At 58.5% G+C, this 24,255-nt stretch carries 26 protein-coding genes; 17 read left to right on the top strand and 9 right to left on the bottom strand.

Annotation, left to right across the window (positions count from 1 at the left end; all coding sequences use genetic code 11):
- Nucleotides 1-86 precede the first annotated feature (86 nt).
- The 7 genes from tssF (at nt 87) to CWM57_RS08415 (ending at nt 6,741) form a co-directional block, all read left to right on the top strand.
- Nucleotides 87-1,850 (top strand): type VI secretion system baseplate subunit TssF, encoded by a 1,764-nt coding sequence (gene tssF / locus CWM57_RS08445; protein ID WP_074385508.1) that lies wholly within the window; start codon nt 87-89, stop codon nt 1,848-1,850.
- A 29-nt stretch (nt 1,851-1,879) separates the two neighbouring features.
- The gene (gene tssG, locus CWM57_RS08440; RefSeq protein ID WP_165784171.1) at nt 1,880-2,896 is read left to right on the top strand and encodes a type VI secretion system baseplate subunit TssG; all 1,017 of its coding nucleotides are present in this window, start codon (nt 1,880-1,882) and stop codon (nt 2,894-2,896) included.
- On the top strand, nt 2,877-3,413 hold the full coding sequence (gene tssJ / locus CWM57_RS08435) for a type VI secretion system lipoprotein TssJ (RefSeq protein ID WP_100675767.1): 537 nt from the start codon (nt 2,877-2,879) through the stop codon (nt 3,411-3,413). The genes tssG and tssJ overlap by 20 nt, the downstream gene beginning before the upstream one ends.
- A gap of 2 nt (nt 3,414-3,415) precedes the next feature.
- Nucleotides 3,416-3,859, top strand: a complete 444-nt coding sequence (tssE, locus tag CWM57_RS08430; RefSeq protein ID WP_074385511.1) for a type VI secretion system baseplate subunit TssE — start codon at nt 3,416-3,418, stop codon at nt 3,857-3,859.
- 19 nt (nt 3,860-3,878) lie between these two features.
- On the top strand, nt 3,879-5,282 hold the full coding sequence (locus tag CWM57_RS08425; RefSeq protein ID WP_100675419.1) for a VasL domain-containing protein: 1,404 nt from the start codon (nt 3,879-3,881) through the stop codon (nt 5,280-5,282).
- Nucleotides 5,283-5,413: 131 nt separating this feature from the next.
- A complete protein-coding gene (locus CWM57_RS08420) occupies nt 5,414-6,328 on the top strand; it encodes a sugar ABC transporter substrate-binding protein (protein WP_061154179.1) in 915 nt (304 codons plus the stop codon).
- Nucleotides 6,329-6,411: 83 nt separating this feature from the next.
- Nucleotides 6,412-6,741 (top strand): DUF1869 domain-containing protein, encoded by a 330-nt coding sequence (locus CWM57_RS08415; protein WP_100675420.1) that lies wholly within the window; start codon nt 6,412-6,414, stop codon nt 6,739-6,741.
- An 82-nt stretch (nt 6,742-6,823) separates the two neighbouring features.
- Here CWM57_RS08415 and ychF read toward each other — a convergent pair whose 3' ends face one another.
- Together ychF and pth are read right to left on the bottom strand one after the other, a co-directional pair.
- Entirely contained in the window at nt 6,824-7,918 is a 1,095-nt protein-coding gene (gene ychF, locus CWM57_RS08410) for a redox-regulated ATPase YchF (RefSeq protein ID WP_008804380.1), read from the bottom strand.
- A gap of 117 nt (nt 7,919-8,035) precedes the next feature.
- Entirely contained in the window at nt 8,036-8,620 is a 585-nt protein-coding gene (gene pth / locus CWM57_RS08405; protein WP_004180389.1) for an aminoacyl-tRNA hydrolase, read from the bottom strand.
- Nucleotides 8,621-8,892: 272 nt separating this feature from the next.
- On the opposite strand from pth, the gene ychH reads away from it, so the two are divergent.
- Complete coding sequence (gene ychH / locus CWM57_RS08400; protein ID WP_002910437.1) at nt 8,893-9,168, top strand: stress-induced protein YchH; 276 nt, start codon at nt 8,893-8,895, stop codon at nt 9,166-9,168.
- 215 nt (nt 9,169-9,383) lie between these two features.
- Here ychH and dauA read toward each other — a convergent pair whose 3' ends face one another.
- The 4 genes from dauA to lolB all read right to left on the bottom strand — a co-directional run bounded on the left by dauA (nt 9,384) and on the right by lolB (nt 13,904).
- Complete coding sequence (gene dauA / locus CWM57_RS08395) at nt 9,384-11,063, bottom strand: C4-dicarboxylic acid transporter DauA (RefSeq protein WP_071787626.1); 1,680 nt, start codon at nt 11,061-11,063, stop codon at nt 9,384-9,386.
- Nucleotides 11,064-11,313: 250 nt separating this feature from the next.
- Complete coding sequence (gene prs, locus CWM57_RS08390; RefSeq protein WP_002910407.1) at nt 11,314-12,261, bottom strand: ribose-phosphate diphosphokinase; 948 nt, start codon at nt 12,259-12,261, stop codon at nt 11,314-11,316.
- A 183-nt stretch (nt 12,262-12,444) separates the two neighbouring features.
- The gene (ispE, locus tag CWM57_RS08380) at nt 12,445-13,293 is read right to left on the bottom strand and encodes a 4-(cytidine 5'-diphospho)-2-C-methyl-D-erythritol kinase (RefSeq protein WP_162678277.1); all 849 of its coding nucleotides are present in this window, start codon (nt 13,291-13,293) and stop codon (nt 12,445-12,447) included.
- Nucleotides 13,293-13,904, bottom strand: a complete 612-nt coding sequence (lolB, locus tag CWM57_RS08375) for a lipoprotein insertase outer membrane protein LolB (protein WP_008804385.1) — start codon at nt 13,902-13,904, stop codon at nt 13,293-13,295. Before lolB ends, ispE begins: the two co-directional genes overlap by 1 nt.
- A gap of 271 nt (nt 13,905-14,175) precedes the next feature.
- Here lolB and hemA point away from each other — a divergent pair, with 271 nt between their 5' ends.
- From hemA to kdsA, 6 genes are read left to right on the top strand one after another with little or no spacing between them, the layout of a single operon-like run.
- Entirely contained in the window at nt 14,176-15,432 is a 1,257-nt protein-coding gene (hemA, locus tag CWM57_RS08370) for a glutamyl-tRNA reductase (RefSeq protein WP_012541339.1), read from the top strand.
- 42 nt (nt 15,433-15,474) lie between these two features.
- The gene (prfA, locus tag CWM57_RS08365) at nt 15,475-16,557 is read left to right on the top strand and encodes a peptide chain release factor 1 (RefSeq protein ID WP_061154184.1); all 1,083 of its coding nucleotides are present in this window, start codon (nt 15,475-15,477) and stop codon (nt 16,555-16,557) included.
- Nucleotides 16,557-17,405 (top strand): peptide chain release factor N(5)-glutamine methyltransferase, encoded by an 849-nt coding sequence (prmC, locus tag CWM57_RS08360; RefSeq protein ID WP_100675421.1) that lies wholly within the window; start codon nt 16,557-16,559, stop codon nt 17,403-17,405. Before prfA ends, prmC begins: the two co-directional genes overlap by 1 nt.
- Entirely contained in the window at nt 17,405-17,797 is a 393-nt protein-coding gene (gene sirB2 / locus CWM57_RS08355; protein ID WP_008804389.1) for an invasion regulator SirB2, read from the top strand. The genes prmC and sirB2 overlap by 1 nt, the downstream gene beginning before the upstream one ends.
- 3 nt (nt 17,798-17,800) lie before the next feature.
- The gene (gene sirB1, locus CWM57_RS08350; protein WP_074385519.1) at nt 17,801-18,613 is read left to right on the top strand and encodes an invasion regulator SirB1; all 813 of its coding nucleotides are present in this window, start codon (nt 17,801-17,803) and stop codon (nt 18,611-18,613) included.
- A gap of 39 nt (nt 18,614-18,652) precedes the next feature.
- The gene (kdsA, locus tag CWM57_RS08345) at nt 18,653-19,507 is read left to right on the top strand and encodes a 3-deoxy-8-phosphooctulonate synthase (protein ID WP_061154187.1); all 855 of its coding nucleotides are present in this window, start codon (nt 18,653-18,655) and stop codon (nt 19,505-19,507) included.
- Between the two features lie 85 nt (nt 19,508-19,592).
- On the opposite strand, the gene chaA is transcribed toward kdsA, so the two are convergent.
- On the bottom strand, nt 19,593-20,693 hold the full coding sequence (gene chaA, locus CWM57_RS08340; protein ID WP_074385520.1) for a sodium-potassium/proton antiporter ChaA: 1,101 nt from the start codon (nt 20,691-20,693) through the stop codon (nt 19,593-19,595).
- Between the two features lie 263 nt (nt 20,694-20,956).
- Here chaA and chaB point away from each other — a divergent pair, with 263 nt between their 5' ends.
- Both chaB and CWM57_RS08330 read left to right on the top strand, forming a co-directional pair.
- Entirely contained in the window at nt 20,957-21,187 is a 231-nt protein-coding gene (gene chaB / locus CWM57_RS08335) for a putative cation transport regulator ChaB (protein ID WP_008804392.1), read from the top strand.
- A 136-nt stretch (nt 21,188-21,323) separates the two neighbouring features.
- Nucleotides 21,324-22,004 carry a gamma-glutamylcyclotransferase gene (locus tag CWM57_RS08330; RefSeq protein WP_074385521.1) on the top strand — a complete coding sequence of 227 codons (681 nt, stop codon included), beginning with the start codon at nt 21,324-21,326 and terminating at the stop codon, nt 22,002-22,004.
- Between the two features lie 56 nt (nt 22,005-22,060).
- On the opposite strand, the gene CWM57_RS08325 is transcribed toward CWM57_RS08330, so the two are convergent.
- Together CWM57_RS08325 and CWM57_RS08320 are read right to left on the bottom strand one after the other, a co-directional pair.
- Nucleotides 22,061-22,303, bottom strand: a complete 243-nt coding sequence (locus CWM57_RS08325; RefSeq protein ID WP_002910387.1) for a DUF1883 domain-containing protein — start codon at nt 22,301-22,303, stop codon at nt 22,061-22,063.
- A 238-nt stretch (nt 22,304-22,541) separates the two neighbouring features.
- Nucleotides 22,542-22,895 carry a DsrE/DsrF/TusD sulfur relay family protein gene (locus tag CWM57_RS08320; protein ID WP_074385522.1) on the bottom strand — a complete coding sequence of 118 codons (354 nt, stop codon included), beginning with the start codon at nt 22,893-22,895 and terminating at the stop codon, nt 22,542-22,544.
- Nucleotides 22,896-22,963: 68 nt separating this feature from the next.
- Here CWM57_RS08320 and nasR point away from each other — a divergent pair, with 68 nt between their 5' ends.
- Complete coding sequence (gene nasR / locus CWM57_RS08315; protein ID WP_100675422.1) at nt 22,964-24,145, top strand: nitrate regulatory protein NasR; 1,182 nt, start codon at nt 22,964-22,966, stop codon at nt 24,143-24,145.
- Nucleotides 24,146-24,255: the final 110 nt, after the last annotated feature.

Below are 24,255 nucleotides of genomic sequence, written 5' to 3'. Positions count from 1 at the left end.
CTGCTCATGGCCGCCCGGCGGCCAACTAATCTGACCGCGCAGCCATGCTGCGTGTCTCCCTGTAGACGAATAATGGAATATTCATAATGGACGATTTAACCCTGCGATATTTTGACGCTGAAATGCGCTACCTGCGCGAGGCGGCAAAAGCGTTCGCGCAGGCTCACCCCGATCGGGCGGCGATGCTGGATCTCGATAAAGCCGGTACGCCGGACCCTTACGTTGAGCGCCTGTTTGAAGGCTTTGCCTTTTCCGTAGGTCGCTTGCGCGAAAAAATTGATGATGATCTGCCGGAGCTGACCGAGGGGCTGGTCAGCATGCTGTGGCCGCACTATTTGCGCACCATTCCGTCGTTATCGATCGTGGCGCTGACCCCAACGCTGCCGGCGATGAAGATGGCGGAAACGGTGCCCGCCGGGTTTGAGATAAGCTCCCGCCCACTGGGGCCGAAAAATACCGTGTGCCGGTACCGAACCACCCGCGATCTGACGCTTAATCCGCTGGCGATAGAGGAGGCGGTGATGACGGCGGAGCCGGACGGACGTTCGGTCCTGCGGCTACGCTTCACCTGTAGCGAGCTGGCGGACTGGTCGCAGACCGATCTCCGCCGCCTGCCGCTGTACCTGGGGGAAGACGCCGTTACCGGCAGCGCCCTCCATCAGTGGCTGACCCGACGCCAGGCCGCGCTGTTCCTGCGCCTGCCGGGTCAGACAGAGCGGATAAGCCTCGACGGCTATTTTTCCCCGGGGGGATTCAGCGAGGAGGATCGTTTATGGCCGAAGGGGGAGAGCGCTTTCAGCGGCTATCAGTTGCTGCTCGAGTATTTCACCTTTCGCGAAAAATTTATGTTCGTGCAGCTAAATGGCCTGGAAAACATCACCCTGCCGGCGGGGATATCGCATTTCACGCTTGAGGTGGTGTTCAGCGAGGTCTGGCAAAGCGATTTACCCGTCAGCGCAAGCAGCCTGCGCCTGCACTGTGTGCCAGTGATTAACCTGTTTACCCTTGAGGCCGATCCGTTGACCATCAGCGGGCTGGAGAGCGAATACCTCCTGCGTCCGAAGCGCCTGCAGGACGGGCATACCGAAATCTATTCTGTCGACAGCGTGACCGGCTCCGGGCGCACCGGGGAGGCGCGCTATGTGCCTTTCACCCGCTTTCGTCACCAGGGGGGAATGATGCGTCGCCATGCGCCGGAGCGCTACTACCACACCCGCGTCAAGCGGGGCGTTACCGGTATGCACGACACCTGGCTTATCCTCGGCGGACAGCAATGGGAGGCCGACCGGGCGCTGGCGCGGGAAACGGTCTCCTTGCGCATCACCGGCACTAACGGCCAGCTGCCGCGCCGGGCGCTACAGAGCACGCTGCTGGATCGCTGTGAGTCGATATCAGCCACGCCGCTTACCGTCCGCAATCTCTGTAAGCCCACATTGCCGGTATATCCCCCGGCGGAAGACCGCTACCACTGGCGGGTCATGAGCCATCTGGGCACCCGTTTTCTCAACATGATGAGCAGCGCCGAGGTACTGCGCGGTACGCTGTCGCTCTACAACTGGCGGGAGGATGAGCTCAATAACCGTCGTCTGGACGCTATTCTGGCGGTCAGCCATCACCGAATTCAGCGTTTCGAACAGGGATTCCTGCTGCGCGGGCTGGATATCGAAGTGACGCTCGACGGTAGCGGATTTACCGGCGCGGGCGATGTCCACCTGTTTGGCGACATGCTCAACCGCTTTTTCGCGCTGTATGCCGATATGAATCAGTTCAACCAGCTAACGCTCATCGTTCAACCTGAAGGGAAATGTATCCGGTGGAAAGAGAATCACAGTCTGCGCCTGCCCGGCTGATGGCGCAGCTCCGGCCTCAGTTGCCGTACATGAATTTTTACCGCTTCTGCCAGTTGCTGGAGAAGATCCAGCCGAAGGCGCCGGTCATCGGCAGCGACTGGCAGTTGGGTGATGAGCCCATACGCTTTCGCCCGCATCCGGGGATGGGTTTCCCGGCCGGCGAAATCCGTGGAATGGACGCTCCTGAACCGCCCCGACCGCCGGCGGTGCGCGTTGCTTTTATGGGGCTCTACGGCGTGGAATCCCCGCTGCCGACCCACTATAGCGATGACATTGCGCAACGGCGGGAAGGCGTCGAGGCGACCGAGGATTTCCTCGATATCTTTAACCATCGTCTGATCGCCCAGTATTACCGTATCTGGCGCAAATATTCCTACCCGGCAACCTTTCGGGCGGGGGGCACGGACAACACCTCGCAGTATCTGCTGGGCCTGGCGGGGCTGGGCATACCGGGATGTGCCGCCGTTGCCGCAGCGCCGCTGTCGCGATTTCTGGCGCTGCTGCCGGTGATGATACTGCCGGGGAGATCCGGGGAAGGTATGGAGGCGCTGGTGGCGCTCCTGGCCCCGGGGACCCGGGCGACGGTGTACCACCACGATCCGTGCCGTATCCCCTTGTCGCAGCCATTAACGATGAGCGTCCGCCAGCCGGTTAGCCTGCAACATAGGCCAGTGATGGGAACCCACGCCACGGATGTGAACAGTCAGGTGTTGCTGCAGCTGGCGACGGAAAAGCCTGATGAGGTCCGCGGCTGGCTGCCCGGCGGCGAACTGTTCAGCGACCTGATGGCGCTCCTGCACGTCTGGCTCGGATCTCATCTCGACGTGCGGCTACAGCTTTGCGTCGCCCGCCATTTACTGCCGGATGCGCAACTTTGCTGCCAGCAGGCGCATGCCGTCCAGCTTGGCCGTACCGCTGTGTTACGTCCGCTGGATGCGCAGAAACAGGCTGACGACAGGATCACGATTTATCTGGGGCGCTATCAGCGCGTCCGGGAAAATATCCACCGCAGGGAGAGCGATGAAGATGGTGATTACCGCAGTTAAACCCTCCGCCAGGTTGCTGGCATTCCTCATGGTTACCGTCTTAACCGGCTGCGGCCTGACGCAGACCGTAAAAGACGGCGCCGTTTCCGTGACCCAGTCCATTTTTTACCCCCAGGTGAAAACCCTGCATCTGGATCTTCGCGCCCGGGAAGGCGTGAATAACAACGCCAAAGGCGCCTCCCTGGCGACGGTGGTGCGTATTTACCAGCTTAAGGACCGGCAGGCGTTTGACAATACTGACTACCCGTCGCTGTTTGCCGGCGATGGTCAGGCGCTACAGGCGGACCGGGTGGCGGAAAAAGATGTTCGCCTGCGCCCGGGCGAATCGGTGACCGTCGATATGCCCATGGAAACCCGCGCGCAGTTTGTGGCGGTGGCGGCCATGTTTATCGATCCAGACCTGACGCAAAACAGCTGGCGGCTGGTACTCACCCGGGACGATCTTGACCCGGCGAAGCCGCGCATTATCGAAGCCAGCCAAAATCAACTGACGCTGCACCCGCTTAAGGAGAAGTGAAAATGCCTCGTCCCTCCCTGTATGACATCCTGTACGGCAATTTCGCCGGCGGGATTGACCTGAATACTGTCAGCGAAACGGATCAGGTCATCCTGTCGGTGCTCGATAACATGCAGCGCATCCTCAACTGTCGGGCTGGAACGCTGGCGCATCTGCCGGACTACGGCCTGCCGGATATGACCGCTATCCTCCAGGGCATGCCGGCGTCGGCGCACCAGCTGATGAGCACGTTGTCGGCGGTATTGCTGAAATACGAACCGCGCCTGCAGCGGATCGCGGTGGTGATGCTCGATCAGCATGCGCCCGGCGAACTGCGCTATGCCATTGATGCGGAGCTGAAGGATATTGGCCTGGTGCGTTACGGCACGGAGTTTATGCCCGAGGGCAGGGTGTTGATCCGCCACCTCAAACGCCAGCAGTACCTTGACGCCCGCTCCGCCCTCTAATCTCTCGCTGAAAGACATCATGATGACAACACACCACGACCGCCACTATAAAACCGGTGGCGACCCGCGCACGCTGGCTGATTTTATTGCTCTGCGTGCGGAAATGAACAAGCTCAGCCACCCGGCGCGGCCGGATATTAACTGGCCGTATGCCGAGCAGCTTGCCCGCTCGCTGCTAGAGCATCACGGCGCGGATCTGCAGACTGTCGCCTGGTATACGCTGGCCCGCGCCCGGCTGGGCGGGCTGGCAGGGATCCACGAGGGGCTGTCGCTGATGGAGTCGCTGCTGGCCCACCAGGGTAAAAACCTGTGGCCGCAGGCGCTCCCGGCCCGGACAGAGATCTTCCGCACCCTGAGCAAGCGGCTGCGGCAGGTGATCCGCACGCTGAGTCTCGCCCCGGCGGATCTCGAGTCGCTTGGTCAGGCTGAACGTTCGCTGCAAAGCTTCGACGCAGTGCTCCAGCACCTTGAGATCGCGCCTGAAAACCCGCTGAGCGACCTGCGGGCGCTGTTGCACAGCACGGTAAGCCGCTTCGAGAATCTCGACCCTGCGCCAGCGCTCCCCACCGCGCCGCCGGTGGCGGTGTCTGACGCGGAACTTCCCGGCGCTCTGGTCAGCGAAGAGGATGCGGCAAAGGTTGAACCAGTGCCAGAACTAAAACGTAGACCAAAGGCTGAGCCGCTTGCGCCGCCTTTACCTGCAAAGCGGCCCGCGCCAGTGGTGGCGTCTTCTCCGGCACCCGCGCCGCGCTGGAAGCCGTTTGTCGCCGGGATGGTCACCATGCTGGCGGTGACGGGCATCGCCGTCGGTGGATGGCTGGCGTTGCGTCAGTCCGATTTACCGCCCATTTCGGTGACCCAAAATGTGATACCGGGCCTGCCGGGGGCATCTCCCCTGATGCCGGTGGATCTGCCTCAGACGCAGCGCCAGCTTGGCGAGCTCGCCCGCCTGGCGCCGGACTGGGCGGTAAGCTACGGCGACCAGCTGGTCCGGCAGGCTCTGAGCCGCTGGCCGGATCAAGCACAACCGCTGGCGCAGCAGTGGCGGCAGCAGTTGAGCGCTGCCGCATTGCCCGCGGAAAACCTCACCGGCTGGTCCGAGGGAATGCAGCAGCTGCAGCGGCTCGCCGGCCAGCTCAATGCCCTCGACGAACAGAAGGGGAGATACCTCACGGTGAGCGAACTGAAAACCGCAGTGTTTGCCATCATGCAGTCGTTTAACCGCGCCGTTCCGCTGGAGGAGCAGCTGCGCCAGCTGGCCGCGGTTCCCGTTGATCAACCCTGGCCTGCCGCCCGGGAAAGCCTCGCGAAGCTGCATCTGCAACAGTTGATAGTGGAGTATGCCCTGCTGAAGCGAAAGCAGTCGCCGCCCGCGGCGATCCCCCCTACCGATGGGCCCCCGGTGAGTGAGGCGGTGAAATAAAGTGTGCGCATGGCAACATTTTCTTTACATCCTTATTGCAAGAACAGAACGCCCTTCGTAGTCTGAAAATGATTTAAATATACCATTTGTGTTTATATTGAAAATTTCATTTCGGCCTCTGAGGGTATGCTATGAAGCACTGTAAAATCATCCTGTTAGTGGGGTTACTGGCCAGTTCCGCCTCGGCTTTGGCGGAGAAGATCGGCGTCTCAATGGCTTACTTCGATCAAAACTTTCTCACCATTATCCGCCAGTCCATTGAGAAAGAGGCCCGCGCCCGTCATGTCGACGTGCAGTTTGAAGACGCCCGCGGCGACACCGGACGCCAGGCCGACCAGGTGCAAAGCTTCATTGCCTCCGGCGTGGACGCGATTATCGTCGACCCGGTGGACTCCGCCAGCACCCCGCAGCTGACGAAGATGGCGCAGCAGGCCAAAATGCCGCTGGTGTATGTGAACCGGACGCCGGGTGATAAATCGTTACCGCCTGGCGTGGTGTTTGTCGGTTCGGACGAGCGGGAGTCCGGTACATTGCAGATGGAGGCGCTGGCGAAGCTGGCGAACTACAAAGGCAATGTCGCCATCATGATCGGCAATCTCACTGACGCCGGCGCGCTGCAGCGAACCAAAGACGTGGAGCAGGTGGTTGCCAAGTATCCGGCAATGAAAGTGGTGCAGAAACAGCCGGCCAACTATTCCCGCAGCGAGGGAATGGATCTGATGCAGAACTGGACAGGCAACGGGGAAGCGATTGATATTGTGGCGGCGAACAACGACGAGATGGCGATTGGCGCGGCGATGGCGCTGGAGAAGAGCCAGAAGAAGCTGTTGATCGGTGGGATCGACGCCACGCCGGACGGGCTGAAAGCCCTGGCCAGCGATAAGATCCAGGTGACGGTCTTCCAGGACGCCGTCGGTCAGGGCAAAACGGCCTTAGCGGTAGCGCTGAAGCTGATTAAAGGAGAAAAAGTCGAGTCTCATGTCTGGATCCCGTTTGAGTTAGTGACCAAAGAAAACATGCAGACCTATGTGGAAAAGAGTCATTAACGGCAAGGCGCACGTGAACGAACTTTGCTGATAAAACCGGGCTGATAATGTGACGCCCGGGCAACGAAACCGGAGGAAAAGACATGGCAACGGCAAGAAGCGGCTATACGCTGCAGGTGATAAAGGCAGGGCAGCAGGGACATGTTGAAATGAGGTGGGGGCATCTCGCGGAAGTTGATACGCGCGCGGCGGCGGCGACCATCGTACAGCAAATCGGGCGGCCATCGTCAGCGGCGGGCCAGCAGGAGATCAGCTTGTCACTGACCAATGCCGCCAGCGGCATCTCGGTCGAGCTTCATCACCCGGCCTCAGGGGAAAGCTCCACCCCGGCTTTCATCGAGGGCGAGTTAAAGAAAATTGTGCAGATCGTTGATGGCTATGAGGCGGCTGAAGAGACCCATATTGTGGAGTAGCGTGCCGTCCGGGAAAAAAAAATCCACGCCGCTGCGTGGATTTTTTATGGCGCGGTGGTGGCGAAAACGCCAGCCAGCGGGATCAGACGTTGAACAGGAAGTTCATCACATCGCCATCTTTCACGATGTAGTCTTTGCCTTCTGCACGCATTTTACCGGCTTCTTTTGCACCCTGTTCGCCCTTGTAGGTAATAAAGTCTTCATAGGCGATGGTCTGCGCGCGGATAAAACCTTTTTCGAAGTCAGTGTGGATCTTACCGGCCGCCTGCGGCGCAGTTGCCCCGACCGGGATGGTCCATGCGCGAACTTCCTTCACGCCTGCGGTGAAGTAGGTCTGCAGATTCAGCAGCTCGTAACCGGCGCGGATCACGCGGTTGAGGCCTGGCTCTTCGAGACCCAGCTCGGCCATAAACTCGTCGCGGTCAGCGTCGTCCAGCTCGGCAATATCGGACTCAACGGCGGCGCAAACGGCGACGACCACAGAACCTTCGGCGGCGGCAATTTCACGGACTTTATCGAGATAAGGGTTATTCTCAAAGCCGTCTTCATTGACGTTGGCGATATACATGGTCGGCTTCAGCGTCAGGAAACTGAGGTATTTAATTGCCGCTTTGTCTTCGTCGGTCAGGTTTTTCAGTGAACGCAGCATGCCGGCATTTTCCAGCTGCGGCAGGCATTTTTCCAGCGCCGCCAGCTCAGCTTTAGCGTCTTTATCGCCGCCTTTAGCTTTCTTCTGCACACGGTGGATAGCGCGCTCGCAGGTGTCCAGATCGGAGAGTGCCAGCTCGGTGTTGATAACGTCGATGTCGTCAGCCGGATCCACTTTGTTGTTAACGTGGATAATGTTGTCGTTTTCAAAGCAGCGAACTACGTGGCCGATGGCTTCGGTTTCACGGATGTTGGTCAGAAACTGGTTGCCAAGACCTTCGCCTTTGGACGCGCCTTTCACCAGGCCCGCGATATCAACGAATTCCATCGTCGTCGGCAGAATGCGCTGCGGTTTGACGATTTCAGCCAGCTTGTCCAGACGCGGATCGGGCATCGGTACGACACCGGTGTTCGGCTCAATGGTACAGAAGGGGAAGTTGGCCGCTTCAATACCCGCTTTGGTGAGCGCATTGAACAGGGTGGATTTGCCGACGTTGGGCAAACCGACGATACCGCATTTGAATCCCATGATTTAAATCACCTTAATCTTTGGATAATCAATCTGTTATAAGCAACAGATTGCAGAAAATTGAATAGCTTTGCCTATTATACACGGTGCGCGACAAAAATGCCGCACGACAACGGCTTATTGCGCCTTAAAGGCATGTAAGCGGTTGGTAGCTTTGGTCAGCCCGTCCTTTAACCAGATTTCGGTGCAGCGCGCCGCTTCGTCGACGGCATCATCAATCAGTTTCTGCTCGCTGGCCGGCGGTTTGCCGAGTACAAAGCCGACAACCTTGTTTTTGTCACCCGGATGGCCGATCCCGACGCGTAAGCGGTGAAAGTTCGGGTTATTGCCGAGCTTACTGATGATGTCCTTCAGGCCGTTGTGGCCGCCATGGCCACCGCCAAGCTTGAATTTCGCCACCCCCGGCGGCAAATCCAGCTCATCATGGGCGACCAGAATTTCATCCGGGTTAATGCGATAAAAGGTCGCCATTGCAGCCACCGCTTTACCGCTGAGGTTCATAAACGTCGTAGGAACCAGCAGGCGAACGTCCTCGCCCGCCAGATTGATGCGCGAGGTGTAGCCGAAGAACTTGCTCTCTTCGCGCAGCGGCGCACGATGGCGATCCGCCAGTAAATCCACATACCAGGCGCCAGCGTTGTGCCGGGTGGCGGCATATTCCGCACCGGGGTTGGCCAGGCCGACAATCAGTTTAATGGTCACGTTTTCTATCCTGCATGGGGCATTCTCTGCCGCGTAGTGTACTGTCTGCGGGCGCGCTTGACAAAGTTCTGCCCACGAGACAATACCAGCATTGATGATTACCCACCTGAATCATTAGAATTTGATATTGTTCAGAGGCTTATTTGTAAATATTTGTCTAATCGGTGTTCACTAATGTGATCGTGGGCGCACTCCAGGGCAGGGACCCTGTCTATACTACACCTATAAGATTTGGGGATATTCCCTGGCAACCCAAAGTCCGGAGGTGACACATGAAACGCAAAAACGCTTCGTTACTCGGTAACGTACTCATGGGGTTAGGGTTGGTGGTGATGGTTGTGGGGGTAGGTTACTCCATTCTGAACCAGCTTCCGCAGCTTAACCTGCCGCAATTCTTTGCGCATGGCGCAATCTTAAGCATCTTCGTTGGCGCCGTGCTCTGGCTGGCCGGTGCCCGTATTGGCGGCCACGAGCAGGTCAGCGACCGCTACTGGTGGGTGCGCCACTATGATAAACGCTGCCGTCGTAATCAGCATCGCCACAGCTAACCGCAAAATGATTTTCCGCATCGGCCGGTAACGGCCGATGCATCTTCATGTTTTCGTTTCTTTCATCTTCGTTTTGTTCCCGTCGCCTTACACCCTGTTTTGTCCAGATATCGTCGTTACCAATGTTGCCCGCAGACAAATATTGCGCCCGGTTTTATGCTTGATCATGGCGTTATATCAGGCGGCGGCAGGCGCAGAGGCCTGCCGTCGGGGGATCACAGGTCAGCCAGCGCGGCCTGACGATCGGGGTAGAAGCTCAGACGTCCGGGCAGCGGCTTGACGCCGGCGCGCGCTAAGGTGCGCAGCGGCTGAAACTCGAGGTTAGATACGCGCAGCTCACAGCCTTCCGGCAGTTTGTTCACAAAGCGCTGGAAGGCATCCAGACCACCGGCGTCGAGAACCGGCACCGCGTCCCATTTCAGCACCACGATGCGCTTGCCGGCGATCCGGGTCTCCAGGTCGTTGAACAAGCCCTCGGCGGCGGCAAAGAACAGTGGGCCAATCACCCGCAGCACCAGCACATCGTCTGGCACCTCGACGTTGACTGGTGCCAGATGGGTCATGCGTGCGATACGACGCATAAACAACAGCGAGGCCAGTACGATCCCGACGCTGATAGCAATCACCATATCAAACAGTACCGTCAGCGACATGCACATCAGCATCACCACGATGTCGTCTTTCGGCGCGTGGCGCAGCAGATTGATGACTTTATGCGCCTCGCTCATGTTCCATGCCACCATCAGCAGCAGGGCGGCCATCGCCGACAGCGGCAGCCAGGAGAGCAGCGGGGCGAGGATCAGCAGCGCCAGGATCACCAGCAGGGCGTGGATCACGGCGGCCACCGGCGATGTGGCGCCGGCGCGGACGTTCGCCGCCGAGCGGGCAATCGCCGCGGTGGCAGTGATCCCGCCGAAGAACGGCGCGACAATGTTGCCCAGCCCCTGGCCAATCAGCTCGCTGTTGGCTTTGTGCTTGGTACCGGTCATGCCATCGAGCACCACCGCGCACAGCAGAGATTCAATGGCCCCGAGCATCGCCATGGAGAAGGCGGCAGGTAGAAGAGCCTGCAGCGAGGCCCAGCTCAGGGTAAAGTTTGAGCCCGGCATATCCCAGGGGAGTACCAGCTGCGGCAGCAGCTGTGGAATGCCGTTGCCCTGAGTGCCATCCGCCAGCTGATAGTGGAACTGCGAGCCAATTGTGGCGACATCGCCGCCGAGCAAATTAACCACCAGCATCACCGCGCAGCCGGCCAGCAGCGCCGGAAGGTGGCCCGGCAGACGAATACCCAGCCGCGGCCAGAGGATCAAGGTGCCAAGGGTGACGACGCCGATGGCGGCATCGCCGGGGTTAATCGTTGGCAGGGCCATCGCCAGCGCTGCCACTTTCTGCAGATAATGCTCCGGCACATGGGGCATCTGCAGACCGAGGAAATCTTTAATCTGCATGGTACCAATGGTGATACCGATCCCGGAGGTGAAACCGAGGGTGACCGACAGCGGGATATATTCGATCAGACGACCAAAGCGCGCCAGGCCAAAGAGGATTAAAAAGATCCCCGACATCAGCGTCGCCACCAGCAGCCCCGCCAGGCCAAACTGTTGTGAGACCGGATAGAGGATCACCACAAAGGCGGCGGTTGGGCCGGAAACGCTAAAGCGCGACCCGCCGGTTAAGGCGATCACAATCCCTGCCACCGCGGAGGTATAGAGGCCGTACTGCGGCGGCACACCACTGCCAATCGCCAGCGCCATCGCCAGCGGAATCGCAATGATCCCGACGGTGATCCCGGCGATCAGATCACGCGTGAAGCGGGCCGTGGTGTACTTTTCTTTCCAACAAGCGTCGATGAGGGCGCGGAAAGGCATCACATGTGAGGAAAATAATCTGTTCACAATAATGTTTCATCCATGAGCGCATCATCTGTCAACTAAATGGCAGGTGAAGGAGGCATTGGTCATTTCCACGTCATCCTTCGGGATGCCTCTGTGTTGGCTGGGTTCATTTACCTCGGTCACGTACTGCCTGTACGCTCCCGGGGATTCATTCACTTGCCGCCTTGACGCATGCCGAATGATTTTGTGGAAGAATTAAAAATTCAGAGACAAAAAAACCCGCCGCAGCGGGTTTTTATGCTCGGCTCGATTAATGTTCGAACATAGCAGAGATAGATTCTTCATTGCTGATACGGCGAATAGCTTCAGCCAGCATACCGGAGAGCGTCAGAGTACGCACTTTATCCAGCGCTTTAATTTCTGGTGCCAGCGGAATGGTATCGCAGACGACAAATTCATCAATCACAGAGTTTTTGATGTTCTGGATAGCGTTGCCGGAGAAGATCGGGTGCGTTGCGTAAGCGAATACGCGTTTCGCGCCACGCTCTTTCAGCGCTTCTGCCGCTTTACACAGGGTGCCGCCGGTGTCGATCATATCGTCGACCATCACGCAGTCACGACCAGCCACGTCGCCGATGATATGCATCACCTGGGAGACGTTGGCGCGCGGACGGCGCTTGTCGATGATAGCCATATCGGTGTCATTCAGCAGTTTAGCGATAGCGCGGGCACGCACGACGCCGCCGATGTCCGGAGAAACCACAATCGGGTTGTCCAGGTTCAGCTGCAGCATATCTTCCAGCAGGATTGGGCTGCCGAACACGTTATCAACTGGCACATCGAAGAAGCCCTGGATCTGTTCTGCGTGCAGGTCAACGGTCAGCACGCGGTCAACGCCGACGCTGGACAGGAAATCCGCCACCACTTTCGCGGTGATTGGCACACGAGCAGAACGAACACGACGGTCCTGGCGAGCATAACCGAAGTAAGGGATAACGGCGGTGATACGACCTGCCGAAGCACGACGCAGAGCATCAACCATAACAACCAGTTCCATCAGGTTGTCATTGGTGGGAGCACAAGTGGACTGGATGATGAAAATATCACCACCGCGTACGTTTTCATTGATTTGTACGCTGACTTCGCCGTCGCTAAAACGACCTACAGCGGCGTCGCCAAGAGAAGTGTACAGGCGGTTGGCAATACGTTGTGCTAGTTCCGGGGTGGCGTTACCAGCAAAAAGCTTCATATCAGGCACGAGAAGAACCTCAGGCATGCGTCCAGTGGTGGATGAGTGGGCCAATAATGTGCGGGCTGGCGCCATTCGATCCAGTCGGTGTATTTAAAGAGCACGATGCAACGTCTGGAACAGGGTGACGTTGTCACCGTAACTCAATTTCCCCGGTTGACTCGTTATCGTTGCGCCATCACGGCGCAGGATTCAGAGCAGGGCCTGCTTGAGCGGCGAGAGGTTAACTCCGCGCGCTACAAAGCCATTTAGCCATGCCGGGGCAGTGTCCAGCACCTGACGGGCAGCGGATTCGGTGTTAAATTCAGCAAACACACAGGCCCCTGTGCCGGTCAGGCGTGACGGCGCATATTCTAACAGCCAGGAAAGCGCTGCATCAACCTCGCGAAAACGTTTTCTTGCGATAAGCTCGCAATCGTTGCTGAATTCACAATTTAATAACGTATTAATTGACCGGCGCGGGGTATTTCGTGGTAGCTCCGGGTCGCGAAAAATGACGGGCGTCGGAATACTGACCCCCGGGTGGGCTACCAGGTACCATTTTTCCTCGGGATCCACCGGCGTCAGAATTTCACCGACCCCCTCGGCAAAGGCGGCATGACCGCGCACGAAGACCGGCACATCGGCCCCCAGCTGAAGGCCCAGGGTCGCCAGCTCCTCTTCCGAGAGACCGCAGCCCCACAGATGGTTGAGCGCCACCAGCACGGTGGCGGCATTGGATGAGCCGCCGCCCAGACCGCCGCCCATCGGCAGGCGCTTGTCGACACTGATATCGGCGCCGCTCCCCGCCGGCAGGCGGTCGCTTTCGCTGGCGGCACGCATCAGCAGACGCGCGGCGCGAACGATCAGGTTCTCCTCGTCCGGCACGCCGGCCACCGGCGTCAGCAGGCGCAGTTGACCGTCAGTTCGCGGTTCGATGGTCAAGGTGTCGCCATAGTCGAGAAACTGAAACAGCGTCTGCAGGGTATGGTAACCATCGGCTCGCTGGCCGGTGATATATAAAAACAGATTCAGTTTTGCAGGAGAGGGCCAGCGGCTCATCATTTCACGATCCAGTTATCCATCTTCAGCTTGATGCGCTGAGCGCCATTGTTCAGCTCGACATTAGACGGCAGGGCTGGCTGGGTATCGCTGGTGTAGCCGCCGTAGGTGACGTGCCAGGTTTTGCCATTTTGCGTGTAGTTAAGTTCACGCAGACGGTACTGATCGTCCAGCGAATAGTCGGTGGCGTCGCCCGGCAGGCCGATGATCCACTGGCGCAGGCTGTTCAGCGGGATCGGCATCCCGGTCAGGCGGCCGATCATCTCTTCGGCATCGGTGGCGGTGTAGGTCTGGCCTTTGTTATCGATCAGCTGCACGCTGCCTGGCTGCGCGGTCAGCGACAGCTCGGTGCTGCCCAGCGGGTTGGTCAGCAGCAGGCGATAGCGGTCCTGGCCGGTCTGTTGCCAGAAGAAGCGAGCATAGACTTTTTGCTCATCGGAAAGATAGGCAAACGCCCCGCGAGTCTGGAACTGGTTGAGGCTGCGAACAGCCTGCTGGTGCTGACGCCACTGCGGCGAATCCGGGCTTTTGCCAGGCCCTTGCGGCGTATGAAGAGAACAGGCGGTGAGGACGAGGCTGGCCAGCGGCAGCAAGCGGAACAGTCGATTCATAATGATGACAAATCCTTGATGTCTACAGGGAAAAACGGCGGCAGGGGAACAGCGGGCCGATTTGTGTAGCAGGTTACATTTATAACCCTTAATGCTAGCGTCGCCGGGCGATAGCGTCTACGTTCAAGTTGTCTGAAATCAAAAAATTAACGTTAATGGCGGTCTTGCTTTGGCTATTACTCCAAAAGGGGAGCCTCTCTTTTATTGATTACGCGCATCCTGTATGATGCACTCAGACTAACCTTAGCAACGCTGGTACTACTCCCTCACAATGACCCTTTTAGCTCTTGGCATCAATCACAAAACAGCGCCGGTCGACCTGCGAGAACGTGTGACGTTTTCGCCGGAAACGCTCGATCAGGCGCTGGAGAGCTTGCTGGCTCAGCCGATGGTGCAGGGTGGGGTAGTGCTGTCGACCTGCAACCGCACGGAACTCTATCTCAGCGTCGAAGAGCAGGACAATCTGCAGGAAGCGCTGATCCGCTGGCTGTGCAACTATCACGGCCTCAACGAAGAAGACCTGCGTAAGAGCCTCTACTGGCACCAGGATAACGACGCCGTCAGCCATCTGATGCGCGTCGCCAGCGGCCTCGATTCGCTGGTGCTGGGCGAGCCGCAGATCCTCGGCCAGGTGAAAAAAGCGTTTGCTGATTCCAGCCGCGGTCATCTTAACGTCAGCGAACTGGAGCGGATGTTCCAGAAATCGTTCTCGGTGGCAAAGCGTGTGCGTACCGAAACCGATATCGGCGCCAGCGCCGTTTCCGTCGCGTTCGCCGCCTGTACCCTGGCGCGGCAAATCTTTGAATCGCTCTCCAGCGTCACCGTGTTACTGGTCGGCGCCGGTGAAACCATCGAACTGGTGGCGCGCCATCTTCGCGAACATCACGTGCGCAAAATGGTGATTGCCAACCGCACCCGCGAACGCGCCCAGGCGCTGGCGGACGAAGTGGGCGCCGAGGTGATTGCCCTCAGCGATATCGACGAACGGCTGAAAGAGGCCGACATTATTATCAGCTCCACCGCCAGCCCGCTGCCGATCATCGGCAAAGGTATGGTGGAGCGCGCGCTTAAGGCGCGGCGTAACCAGCCGATGCTGCTGGTGGATATCGCCGTCCCGCGCGATGTCGAACCAGAGGTCGGCAAGCTGGCCAACGCCTACCTCTACAGCGTCGACGATCTGCAAAACATCATTCAGCACAACCTGGCGCAGCGTAAGGCCGCGGCGGTGCAGGCGGAATCGATCGTCGAGCAGGAAACCAGCGAATTTATGGCCTGGCTGCGCGCGCAGAGCGCCAGCGAGACCATTCGCGAATACCGTTCTCAGTCTGAGCAGGTCCGTGAGGAACTGACGGCGAAGGCGCTGGCCGCGCTGGAGCAGGGCGGTGATGCCCAGGAAATTATGCAGGATCTGGCGCGTAAGCTGACCAACCGCCTGATCCACGCGCCAACCAAATCTCTTCAGCAGGCCGCCCGTGACGGGGACGACGAACGCCTGCATATTCTGCGCAACAGCCTCGGGCTGGAATAGCGCACCTTTCTCTTATTTTCAGGACAGGGTGAATTCACGCCTATGAAGTCTTCTATTGTTGCCAAACTGGAAGCGTTGTACGAGCGCCATGAAGAAGTGCAGGCGCTGCTCGGCGATGCCGCGACGATTGCCGATCAGGATAAATTCCGCGCGTTGTCGCGGGAATACGCTCAACTGAGCGATGTGGCGCGCTGTTATACCGACTGGCGTCAGGTGCAGGAGGATATCGAAACTGCGCAGATGATGCTCGACGATCCGGAAATGCGCGAAATGGCGCAGGAAGAGCTGCGTGACGCCAAAGATAAAGGCGACCAGCTGGAGCAACAGCTGCAGGTGCTGCTGCTGCCGAAAGATCCCGATGACGAGCGTAACGCTTTCGTGGAAGTGCGCGCCGGAACCGGCGGTGACGAAGCGGCGCTGTTTGCCGGCGATCTGTTCCGCATGTACAGCCGCTACGCCGAATCGCGCCGCTGGCAGGTGGAAATCCTCAGCGCCAACGAAGGTGAACACGGTGGTTTCAAAGAGGTGATCGCCAAATTCAGCGGCGACGGCGTTTATGGTCGGCTGAAATTTGAATCTGGCGGCCATCGCGTGCAGCGTGTGCCGGCCACCGAATCGCAGGGGCGTATCCACACCTCCGCCTGCACCGTGGCGGTGATGCCGGAGCTGCCGGAAGCCGAAATGCCGGACATTAACCCGGCGGATCTGCGCATCGATACCTTCCGCTCCTCCGGCGCGGGCGGTCAGCACGTCAACACCACCGACTCGGCTATCCGTATTACTCACCTGCCGACCGGCATCGTGGTGGAGTGTCAGGACGAACGTTCCCAGCATAAAAACAAAGCCAAGGCGTTGTCTGTACTGGGGGCGCGTATCCGCGCCGCCGAAGTGGCCAAGCGTCAGCAGGCGGAAGCCTCCACGCGCCGTAACCTGCTGGGCAGCGGCGATCGTAGCGACCGCAACCGTACTTACAACTTCCCACAGGGGCGCGTGACCGACCACCGCATCAACCTGACGCTTTACCGTCTGGATGAAACCATGGAAGGCAAACTCGATATGCTGATTGAGCCGATTGTTCAGGAATATCAGGCCGATCAGCTGGCGGCGCTGTCCGAGCAGGAATGATGACCTTTCAGGCCTGGCTGCAGCAGGCGATTGCCCGGCTACGTGAAAGCGACAGCCCGCGACGCGATGCCGAGATCCTGCTGGGACATGTTACCGGCCGGGCGCGCACCTGGATTTTGGCCTTCGGCGAAACGATGCTGTCTGCTGACGAAGCGACGACGCTGGAGGCGCTCCTGCAGCGTCGCCAGCGCGGGGAACCCATCGCCCATCTGGTTGGGCAGCGTGAGTTCTGGTCGCTGCCGCTGTTTGTCTCCCCGGCGACGCTGATCCCCCGTCCGGATACCGAGTGTCTGGTGGAGCAAGCGCTGGCGCGACTGCCTGCCGCGCCGTGCCGTATTCTCGATCTTGGCACCGGGACCGGCGCCATTGCCCTGGCGCTGGCCAGCGAGCGTCCGGACTGTGAGGTCACCGCGGTGGATGTGATGCCGGACGCCGTGGCGCTGGCATTGCGCAATGCCGCCCATCTGGGCATCGCTAACGTGACGATACGGCAAAGCGACTGGTTTAGCGCGCTGGCCGGGCAGCGTTTCGCCATGATCGTCAGTAATCCACCCTATATCGACGCCGCCGACCCGCATCTCGCCGAGGGTGATGTGCGCTTTGAGCCGTTGACGGCGCTGGTCGCTGCCGACCAGGGGCTGGCCGATCTGGCGCAGATTATCCGCGAGGGGCGGCAGTATCTGCAGCCCGGCGGCTGGATGCTGCTGGAGCATGGCTGGACCCAGGGCGAGGCAGTTCGCGCCCTGTTCCGCGAAGCGGGCTATCTCGACGTCTCAACTTGTCGCGACTATGGCGACAATGAACGTCTGACTCTCGGACACTTACCCGACATGGAGAACGTTGGCTGATGAACTTATTCACGGCTGTCCTCTACCTGCACATCGCCAGCGTGGTGGTGTCGGTAGGATTGTTCGTTTTACGTTACTGGTGGATGTATCACCAGAGCCCGCTGCTGAACCAGCGGTGGGTGCGAATTGCGCCGCACTGCAGCGATACGCTGCTGTTTCTCAGCGGTGCGGGTTTAATGGCGATAACGCACTACCTGCCGTTCACCGAAGACGGCGCATGGCTGACTGAAAAGCTGTTTGGCGTTATCATTTACATCGCATTAGGTTTTATCGCGCTGGGCCGACGTCGTCCGCGCAGTCAGCAGAGCCGCTTTATCGCGTTTCTGCTGGCGCTGGTGGTGTTGTTTATTATCATTCAACTCGCCATCACAAGAATACCGATACTGGGGTAGGGCATGGGGTCATTAGCGGATTTCGAATTTAACAAAGCGCCATTATGTGATGGCATGGTCCTCATTTCTGAGCAGGTCCGCGACGATTTTCCGACGCATTTTGTCGAGGAAGAGCTGCAGCGGCTGCTGCGCCTGGCGCAGGAAGAGATTGCGACTTCGTGGGACCAGGAACGCCAGATAGAACGCTTGCTGGCGCTGTTTTACAAAGAGTGGGGCTTTGGCGCTTCGCAGGGCATTTATCGTCTTTCCGACGCATTGTGGCTGGATAAAGTGCTGATCAACCGCCAGGGCAGCGCGGTATCGTTAGGTGCCATCCTGCTGTGGATCGCTCAGCGCCTGGGGTTACCCGTGGTGCCGGTGATCTTCCCGACCCAGATGCTGCTGCGTGCGGACCCGGAAACCAGCGAAGAGATGTGGCTGATTAATCCGTTTAACGGAGATACCCTTGACGAACATACCCTGGAGGTATGGCTGAAGGGCAACATCGGGCCGGTGGCGGAACTGTTTAATGAAGATCTCGACGAAGCCGACAACGCCGAAGTGATCCGCAAACTGCTGGATACCCTGAAGTCGGCGCTGATGGAAGAGCGGCAGATGGAGCTGGCCCTGCGCGCCAGTGAGGCGCTGCTGCAGTTTAACCCGGAAGATCCGTACGAGATCCGCGATCGTGGGCTGATATACGCCCAGCTGGACTGCGATCACGTGGCGCTGCTGGATCTAAGCTATTTCGTTGAGCAGTGTCCGGAAGATCCGATCAGCGAGATGATCCGCGCACAGATCAACACGATTTCGCACAAACAAATTACATTGCATTAGTCTGGAACCATTCCGGTTACACCCTGATAAGGCGAACTTATGAAACAAAAAGTGGTTAGCATTGGTGATATCAACGTAGCAAACGACCTGCCGTTCGTGCTGTTCGGCGGGATGAACGTGCTGGAGTCTCGCGATCTGGCGATGCGCATCTGTGAACATTACGTGACCGTTACGCAGAAGCTTGGCATCCCCTACGTTTTCAAAGCCTCCTTTGATAAAGCCAACCGTTCCTCCATCCACTCCTATCGTGGTCCGGGTCTGGAAGAAGGGATGAAGATTTTCCAGGAGCTGAAGCAGACCTTTGGCGTGAAAATCATCACCGACGTTCATGAAGCCAGCCAGGCGCAGCCGGTGGCTGACGTGGTGGACGTGATCCAGCTCCCGGCCTTCCTCGCGCGCCAGACTGATCTGGTGGAAGCGATGGCCAAGACCGGGGCGGTGATCAACGTCAAGAAGCCGCAGTTCGTCAGCCCGGGCCAGATGGGCAACATCGTCGATAAGTTTATCGAAGGCGGTAACGACAAAGTGATTCTGTGTGACCGCGGCGCTAACTTCGGTTACGACAACCTGGTCGTGGATATGCTCGGCTTCGGCGTGATGAAGAAAGCCTCCAACAACTCGCCGGTCATTTTTGACGTCACCCACGCGCTGCAGTGTCGCGACCCGTTTGGCGCTGCTTCCGGTGGCCGCCGTGCGCAGGTGAGCGAACTGGCTCGCGCCGGTATGGCGGTAGGTATCGCCGGTCTGTTTATCGAAGCGCATCCGGATCCGGAGCACGCGAAATGCGACGGCCCGTCCGCGCTGCCGCTGGATAAACTGGAGCCGTTCCTCAAGCAGATGAAAGCGATTGACGATCTGGTGAAAAGCTTCGACGAGCTGGATACCAGCAAGTAAGCCTGACTGCGTCAATGAAAAAACCTGCCGGCGTCAAAACCGGCAGGTTTTTTTTCGCCCGGACTCCGCCGGGCGGGAAAGCGGGTCAGGCGAAAATGGTCATCAGATAGGCGGCGAACAGGGCCAGGTGGGCCGCGCCGTTCAGTACATTGGTGCGCCCGGTGGAGAAGGAGATATGGCACAGCACCAGCGAGGCGACCATCACCACCATCTCCGGGGCGCCGAGGCCGAAGCGCAGCTCATTGCCGGTCAGGAAGGCAATGAGGGTGACCACCGGCACCGTCAGCGAGATGGTAGCCAGCACGGAGCCGAAGAACAGGTTCATCGCTCGCTGTACCTGATTGTTGAGCACCGCTTTGAGGGCACCAAGGCCTTCCGGCGACAGGATCAGCAGGGCCACCAGGAAGCCGGTAAAGGCCACCGGGGCATTCATACTGGTCAACAGCGTTTCCAGCGGATTGGCGTTCATTTTAGTGACTGCGATCACCGCCACCAGGTGCACCAGCAGCCAGATAGTATGCCACCCGCTGCTGTGGGCGGACGGTTTACCATGATGCGGGTCGTCATCGTCGCCGTCGTCTTCATGCTCATAAACAAACAGACTCTGATGGGTTTTGGTTTGAATCAGCAGGAAAACGCCGTACATGGCCGCCGAGATCACCGCTACCAGCAGTGATTGCCCGATACTGAAGTTTGCGCCCGGCAGCGCCATTGGAAAGACCAGCACGATAATCGCCAGCGGAAACAGGGCGATAAGATACTGCTTAATGCCGAACAGATTCATATATTGGGTGGCGAATTTACGCCCACCCAGCAGCAGGGAGAAACCGACCAGACCGCCAGTGACGATCATGATAATGGAGTAGAGCGTATCGCGCATCAGGGTCGGCGCGGCGTCGCCGGTGGCCATTAAGGCGGAGATCAGACTGACCTCAAGGATAACCACCGACAGGCTTAAAATCAGGGAGCCATAGGGTTCGCCCAGGCGGTGGGCGAGGACGTCGGCGTGGCGGACCACGCTGAAAGCGCTGCTTAAAATACCGACCAGCGCGAGGATATTAATCGCGATAACCACTGGCAGTGACTGGCTGTTTCCCCAGAAAAACAGCACCGCCAGCGCCAGCACCGGAAAGACGAGGGAAGACTCCTTATGGCGGGTTTTTACCGCCTCATGTGCATGGGTCATGAACCATCTCCATTTATGCAGGTGTTATAATTATAAAAACGTAGGGCGATAAAGTAACAGATTTTGATAAATTGCCGCTGGTTTTTTACTTAAATTTACGGGTATCGAGTGATATCTTGATTAGTTTATTATAATTTATGTTTACCACTATTTAGTTCTTACTATTCAGATAATTACTAAAATAATTTTTCTACTCATTTTGACGTTGATAGCCAGCCGCTTGCGTACCAGACTTAAATTTAATGCTCAAACAGGAGGTCAGTATGCCCTATCGCAATAAACAAGAACTCCCCGACAGCGTTCAGCATGTTCTGCCTGCTCATGCGCAGGAAATTTATAAAGAAGCGTTTAACAGCGCCTGGGATCAATATAAAGATAAAGATGAGCGGCGCGATGACGCCAGCCGCGAAGAGACGGCGCACAAAGTCGCCTGGGCGGCGGTGAAGAACAGCTACGAGAAAGGCGATGACGATAAGTGGCATAAGAAAAAATAATTGCTGACGCCGCTTTTATGCTTGCCAGCGCCCCGCGCATTGCTTATTGAAAGATAAAGCTGGATAATATTTCAGCAATATTGACGGATGCATGAGATGAACGCCGGGAAGCGGGCAGTGGCGGAGGTAGTAAACAGTGTTAACTCGTGATTTCTTAATGAATGCGGATTGTAAGACAGCGTTTGGCGCTATTGAGGAATCGCTACTCTGGTCGGCAGAACAACGTGCAGCCTCGCTGGCGGCGACGCTGGCCTGTCGTCCGGATGATGGCTCAGTATGGATCTTTGGCTACGGTTCGCTTATCTGGAACCCGGCGCTCAATTATCGCGAGTCCTGCACCGGCACGCTGCCGGGCTGGCACCGTGCGTTTTGCCTGCGGTTGACCGCCGGGCGCGGTAGCGCCTGCCAGCCGGGACGTATGCTGGCTCTCAAAGAGGGCGGCCGGACCACCGGCGTTGCCTATCGTCTGCCTGACGACACGCTGGAAGAAGAGCTGACCCTGCTGTGGAAGCGGGAGATGATCACCGGCTGCTATCTGCCCACCTGGTGCAAGCTGGAGCTGGACGACGGACGGACGGTGAATGCCCTGGTGTTTATTATGGATCCGCGCCATCCGCTGTTTGAACCGGATACCAGTGCCCAGGTTATCGCCCCGCTGATCGCCCGGGCCAGCGGCCCGCTCGGCACCAACGCCCAGTACCTTTTTTCACTTGAGCAGGCGTTGAGCACGCTGGGTATGCACGATGCCAGTCTTGATGACCTCGTGGCCAGCGTACGCGCGCTGTTGGGCGAGAGTCCGACGCCAGGCCTGGCCTGAGTGCGCGGAAAAGAAAAACGCCCGGCATGGCCGGGCGTAAGTTCTGGAAGTGACGGTCAGGCCGGAACGTAGCTGATGGAGTGCTCCAGTGACTGGCTGTGACTGTCGATAAGCACGTTCCATGTGCCGCTGTAGGGCACCGTCAGATAGGCGCTGTCCCGATCCTGCACGCTCAGAATATCCGCATGGCTGTCGCCCGGAACCTTCGCGCTCATGAGATGAATATGGCAGCGCTCTGAGCACCGCACTACCAGTGTGTCACCACCAAACAACGTCAAACTTGCTTTAACCATCGCCATTTTTGTACCCCGTCTCTGTCCCGCTACAGCATCCTGCCCACCCAGTCCTCGCGTGATATTGTTCACACTTTGCTCTGTGCATCACATCAAACGCCGCGGGTCGGGATGCTGATTTTGATCAAAAAAAGGGATAAAGATTAAACAAAAATGACGTTGTTCCTGAAAGCATTCAGCTAACGTTTTTTTTGCCTCTTCAAGCGCCAATACGTGACATTTCATCCCGTTCGACAGCCTATCTTCAGAAGGTCAGCACTTTATCTGCCGCCAGCGTCCACTGGGCCAGCTCAACCAGGGTACCAACCTCTACGCCGTCAATCAGCGGTAGCGCGCTGACGCCGCGACCGTCCGCGCAGGTTTTGCACAGCTTCACCGGCACCTGCTGGGCGGTGAGGATCTCCAGCATCTGCTGCACATTGTATCCTTCCGCCGGCTTCTGCCCGCGCAGCCCGGCGGTGACGGCATCAGACATCAGAAACAGCTTGAGATCGAGGTCGGACTGTTTCTCGCGCAGGGCAATGGCCAGGCGCAGGCTGTTGAACAAGGATTCGCTGCCATAGGCGGCGCCGTTGGCGATAATCACAATACGTTGCATACAAACTCCTTCTTAAAGGCACGGTTATTGCTTTACCGCAGTATAAAGCGTTAACCCGGAGGAGGGGTATGAATAATACGACTGGTCACGCGGACGATGTGACAGCCTGGCTACAGCTGGCGCGTCGCCTGCAAAAACAACAGCTTCAGCAGCTTAGCCAACTGGGGGAACTGGCCAGCCAGCTCAGCGCGCTGGTGCATATGCTGCAGTGTGAGCGCGGGGCGTCGAATATTTTTCTTTGCTCGGGCGGCCAACTGTATGCGGCGGAGTGTCGGGCGGGCGGGGCGCTGGTTGATGAGCGGTTAGCGCTGTTCTATGCCAGCCTCGAACGAGCACGTACGGTCGCCGGCAGCGCGCTGTGCTGGCGTATTGCCAGGGCGGTTGGCGATCTGCTGCAGCTTCCGGCGCTGCGTGAGCAGATCGCCCGCCGGCAGATTGCCGCGGAAGCCGCGACGGAGCAGTTCAGCCGTGTCATCCGCCATCTGCTGAACATCGTCCCGCAGCTCAATGACAGCATTGACGATCCGCCGGTGGCCGGCCGCATGGTCGCGCTGTACAGCTTTATGCAGGGTAAAGAGCTGGTGGGTCAGGAGCGCGCGCTGGGCGCTCTGGGCTTTACCCGCGGCGAGTTCAGCGACAGCCTGCGCCAGCAGCTGGTGGACCGTATTGACGGTCAGCAGCCCTGCTTCGACAGCTTTCAGGCGCTGGGCAGCCCGGCGACCGTCCAGCTGTTTATCACCCAATGCCAGGCCGGCCTGGACATTGAGCAGCTGCGGCGGATCGCCTGCACCCGCCAGCCGGCCGCTGACGGCGGGGAAACGGCGCTGCGCTGGTTTGGCCTGCAAACCCAGCGGCTTGAACACCTGCGCGAAGTGGAAGAGCAATTGATCGACGATCTACTGAACGCCACCGACACGCTGTTAGTGGACGACGCGCCTGGCTGGCTGCCCGGCGAGGAAGTCGATACCCTGACGCCGCATCTGGATAAACAGCTGCTGCCGCTGGTGCGCCAGCAGGCCTATGAGCTACAGCAGCTCTCCAGCCAGCTGGCCTCGCTGAAAGACGCGCTCGAAGAACGCAAGCTGATAGAAAAAGCGAAAAGCCTGCTGATGACGCACCAGGGAATGCAGGAGGAGCAGGCCTGGCAGACGCTGCGCAAGATGGCCATGGACAAAAACCAGCGCATGGTTGAGATAGCCCGCGCGCTGCTGATGGTGAAGGCGATTTGGCCGCTAACACCAAAGGAGTAGATGCACAATCGATGGGCATTCTTTGCCTGCCGGCGGTGCACTTTTACGTGAAAAACCGGCCAACGTTGGGAAAAAGCCCGCCAGCGCGCCATTGCCAAAGCTGGCATCCC

Source organism: Klebsiella sp. G-Nf4 (assembly GCF_002810615.1).
Taxonomy (GTDB): domain Bacteria; phylum Pseudomonadota; class Gammaproteobacteria; order Enterobacterales; family Enterobacteriaceae; genus Klebsiella; species Klebsiella variicola.
The sequence above is the reverse complement of the archived record's forward strand: the minus strand, read 5'-3'. Positions and strand labels throughout refer to the sequence as shown.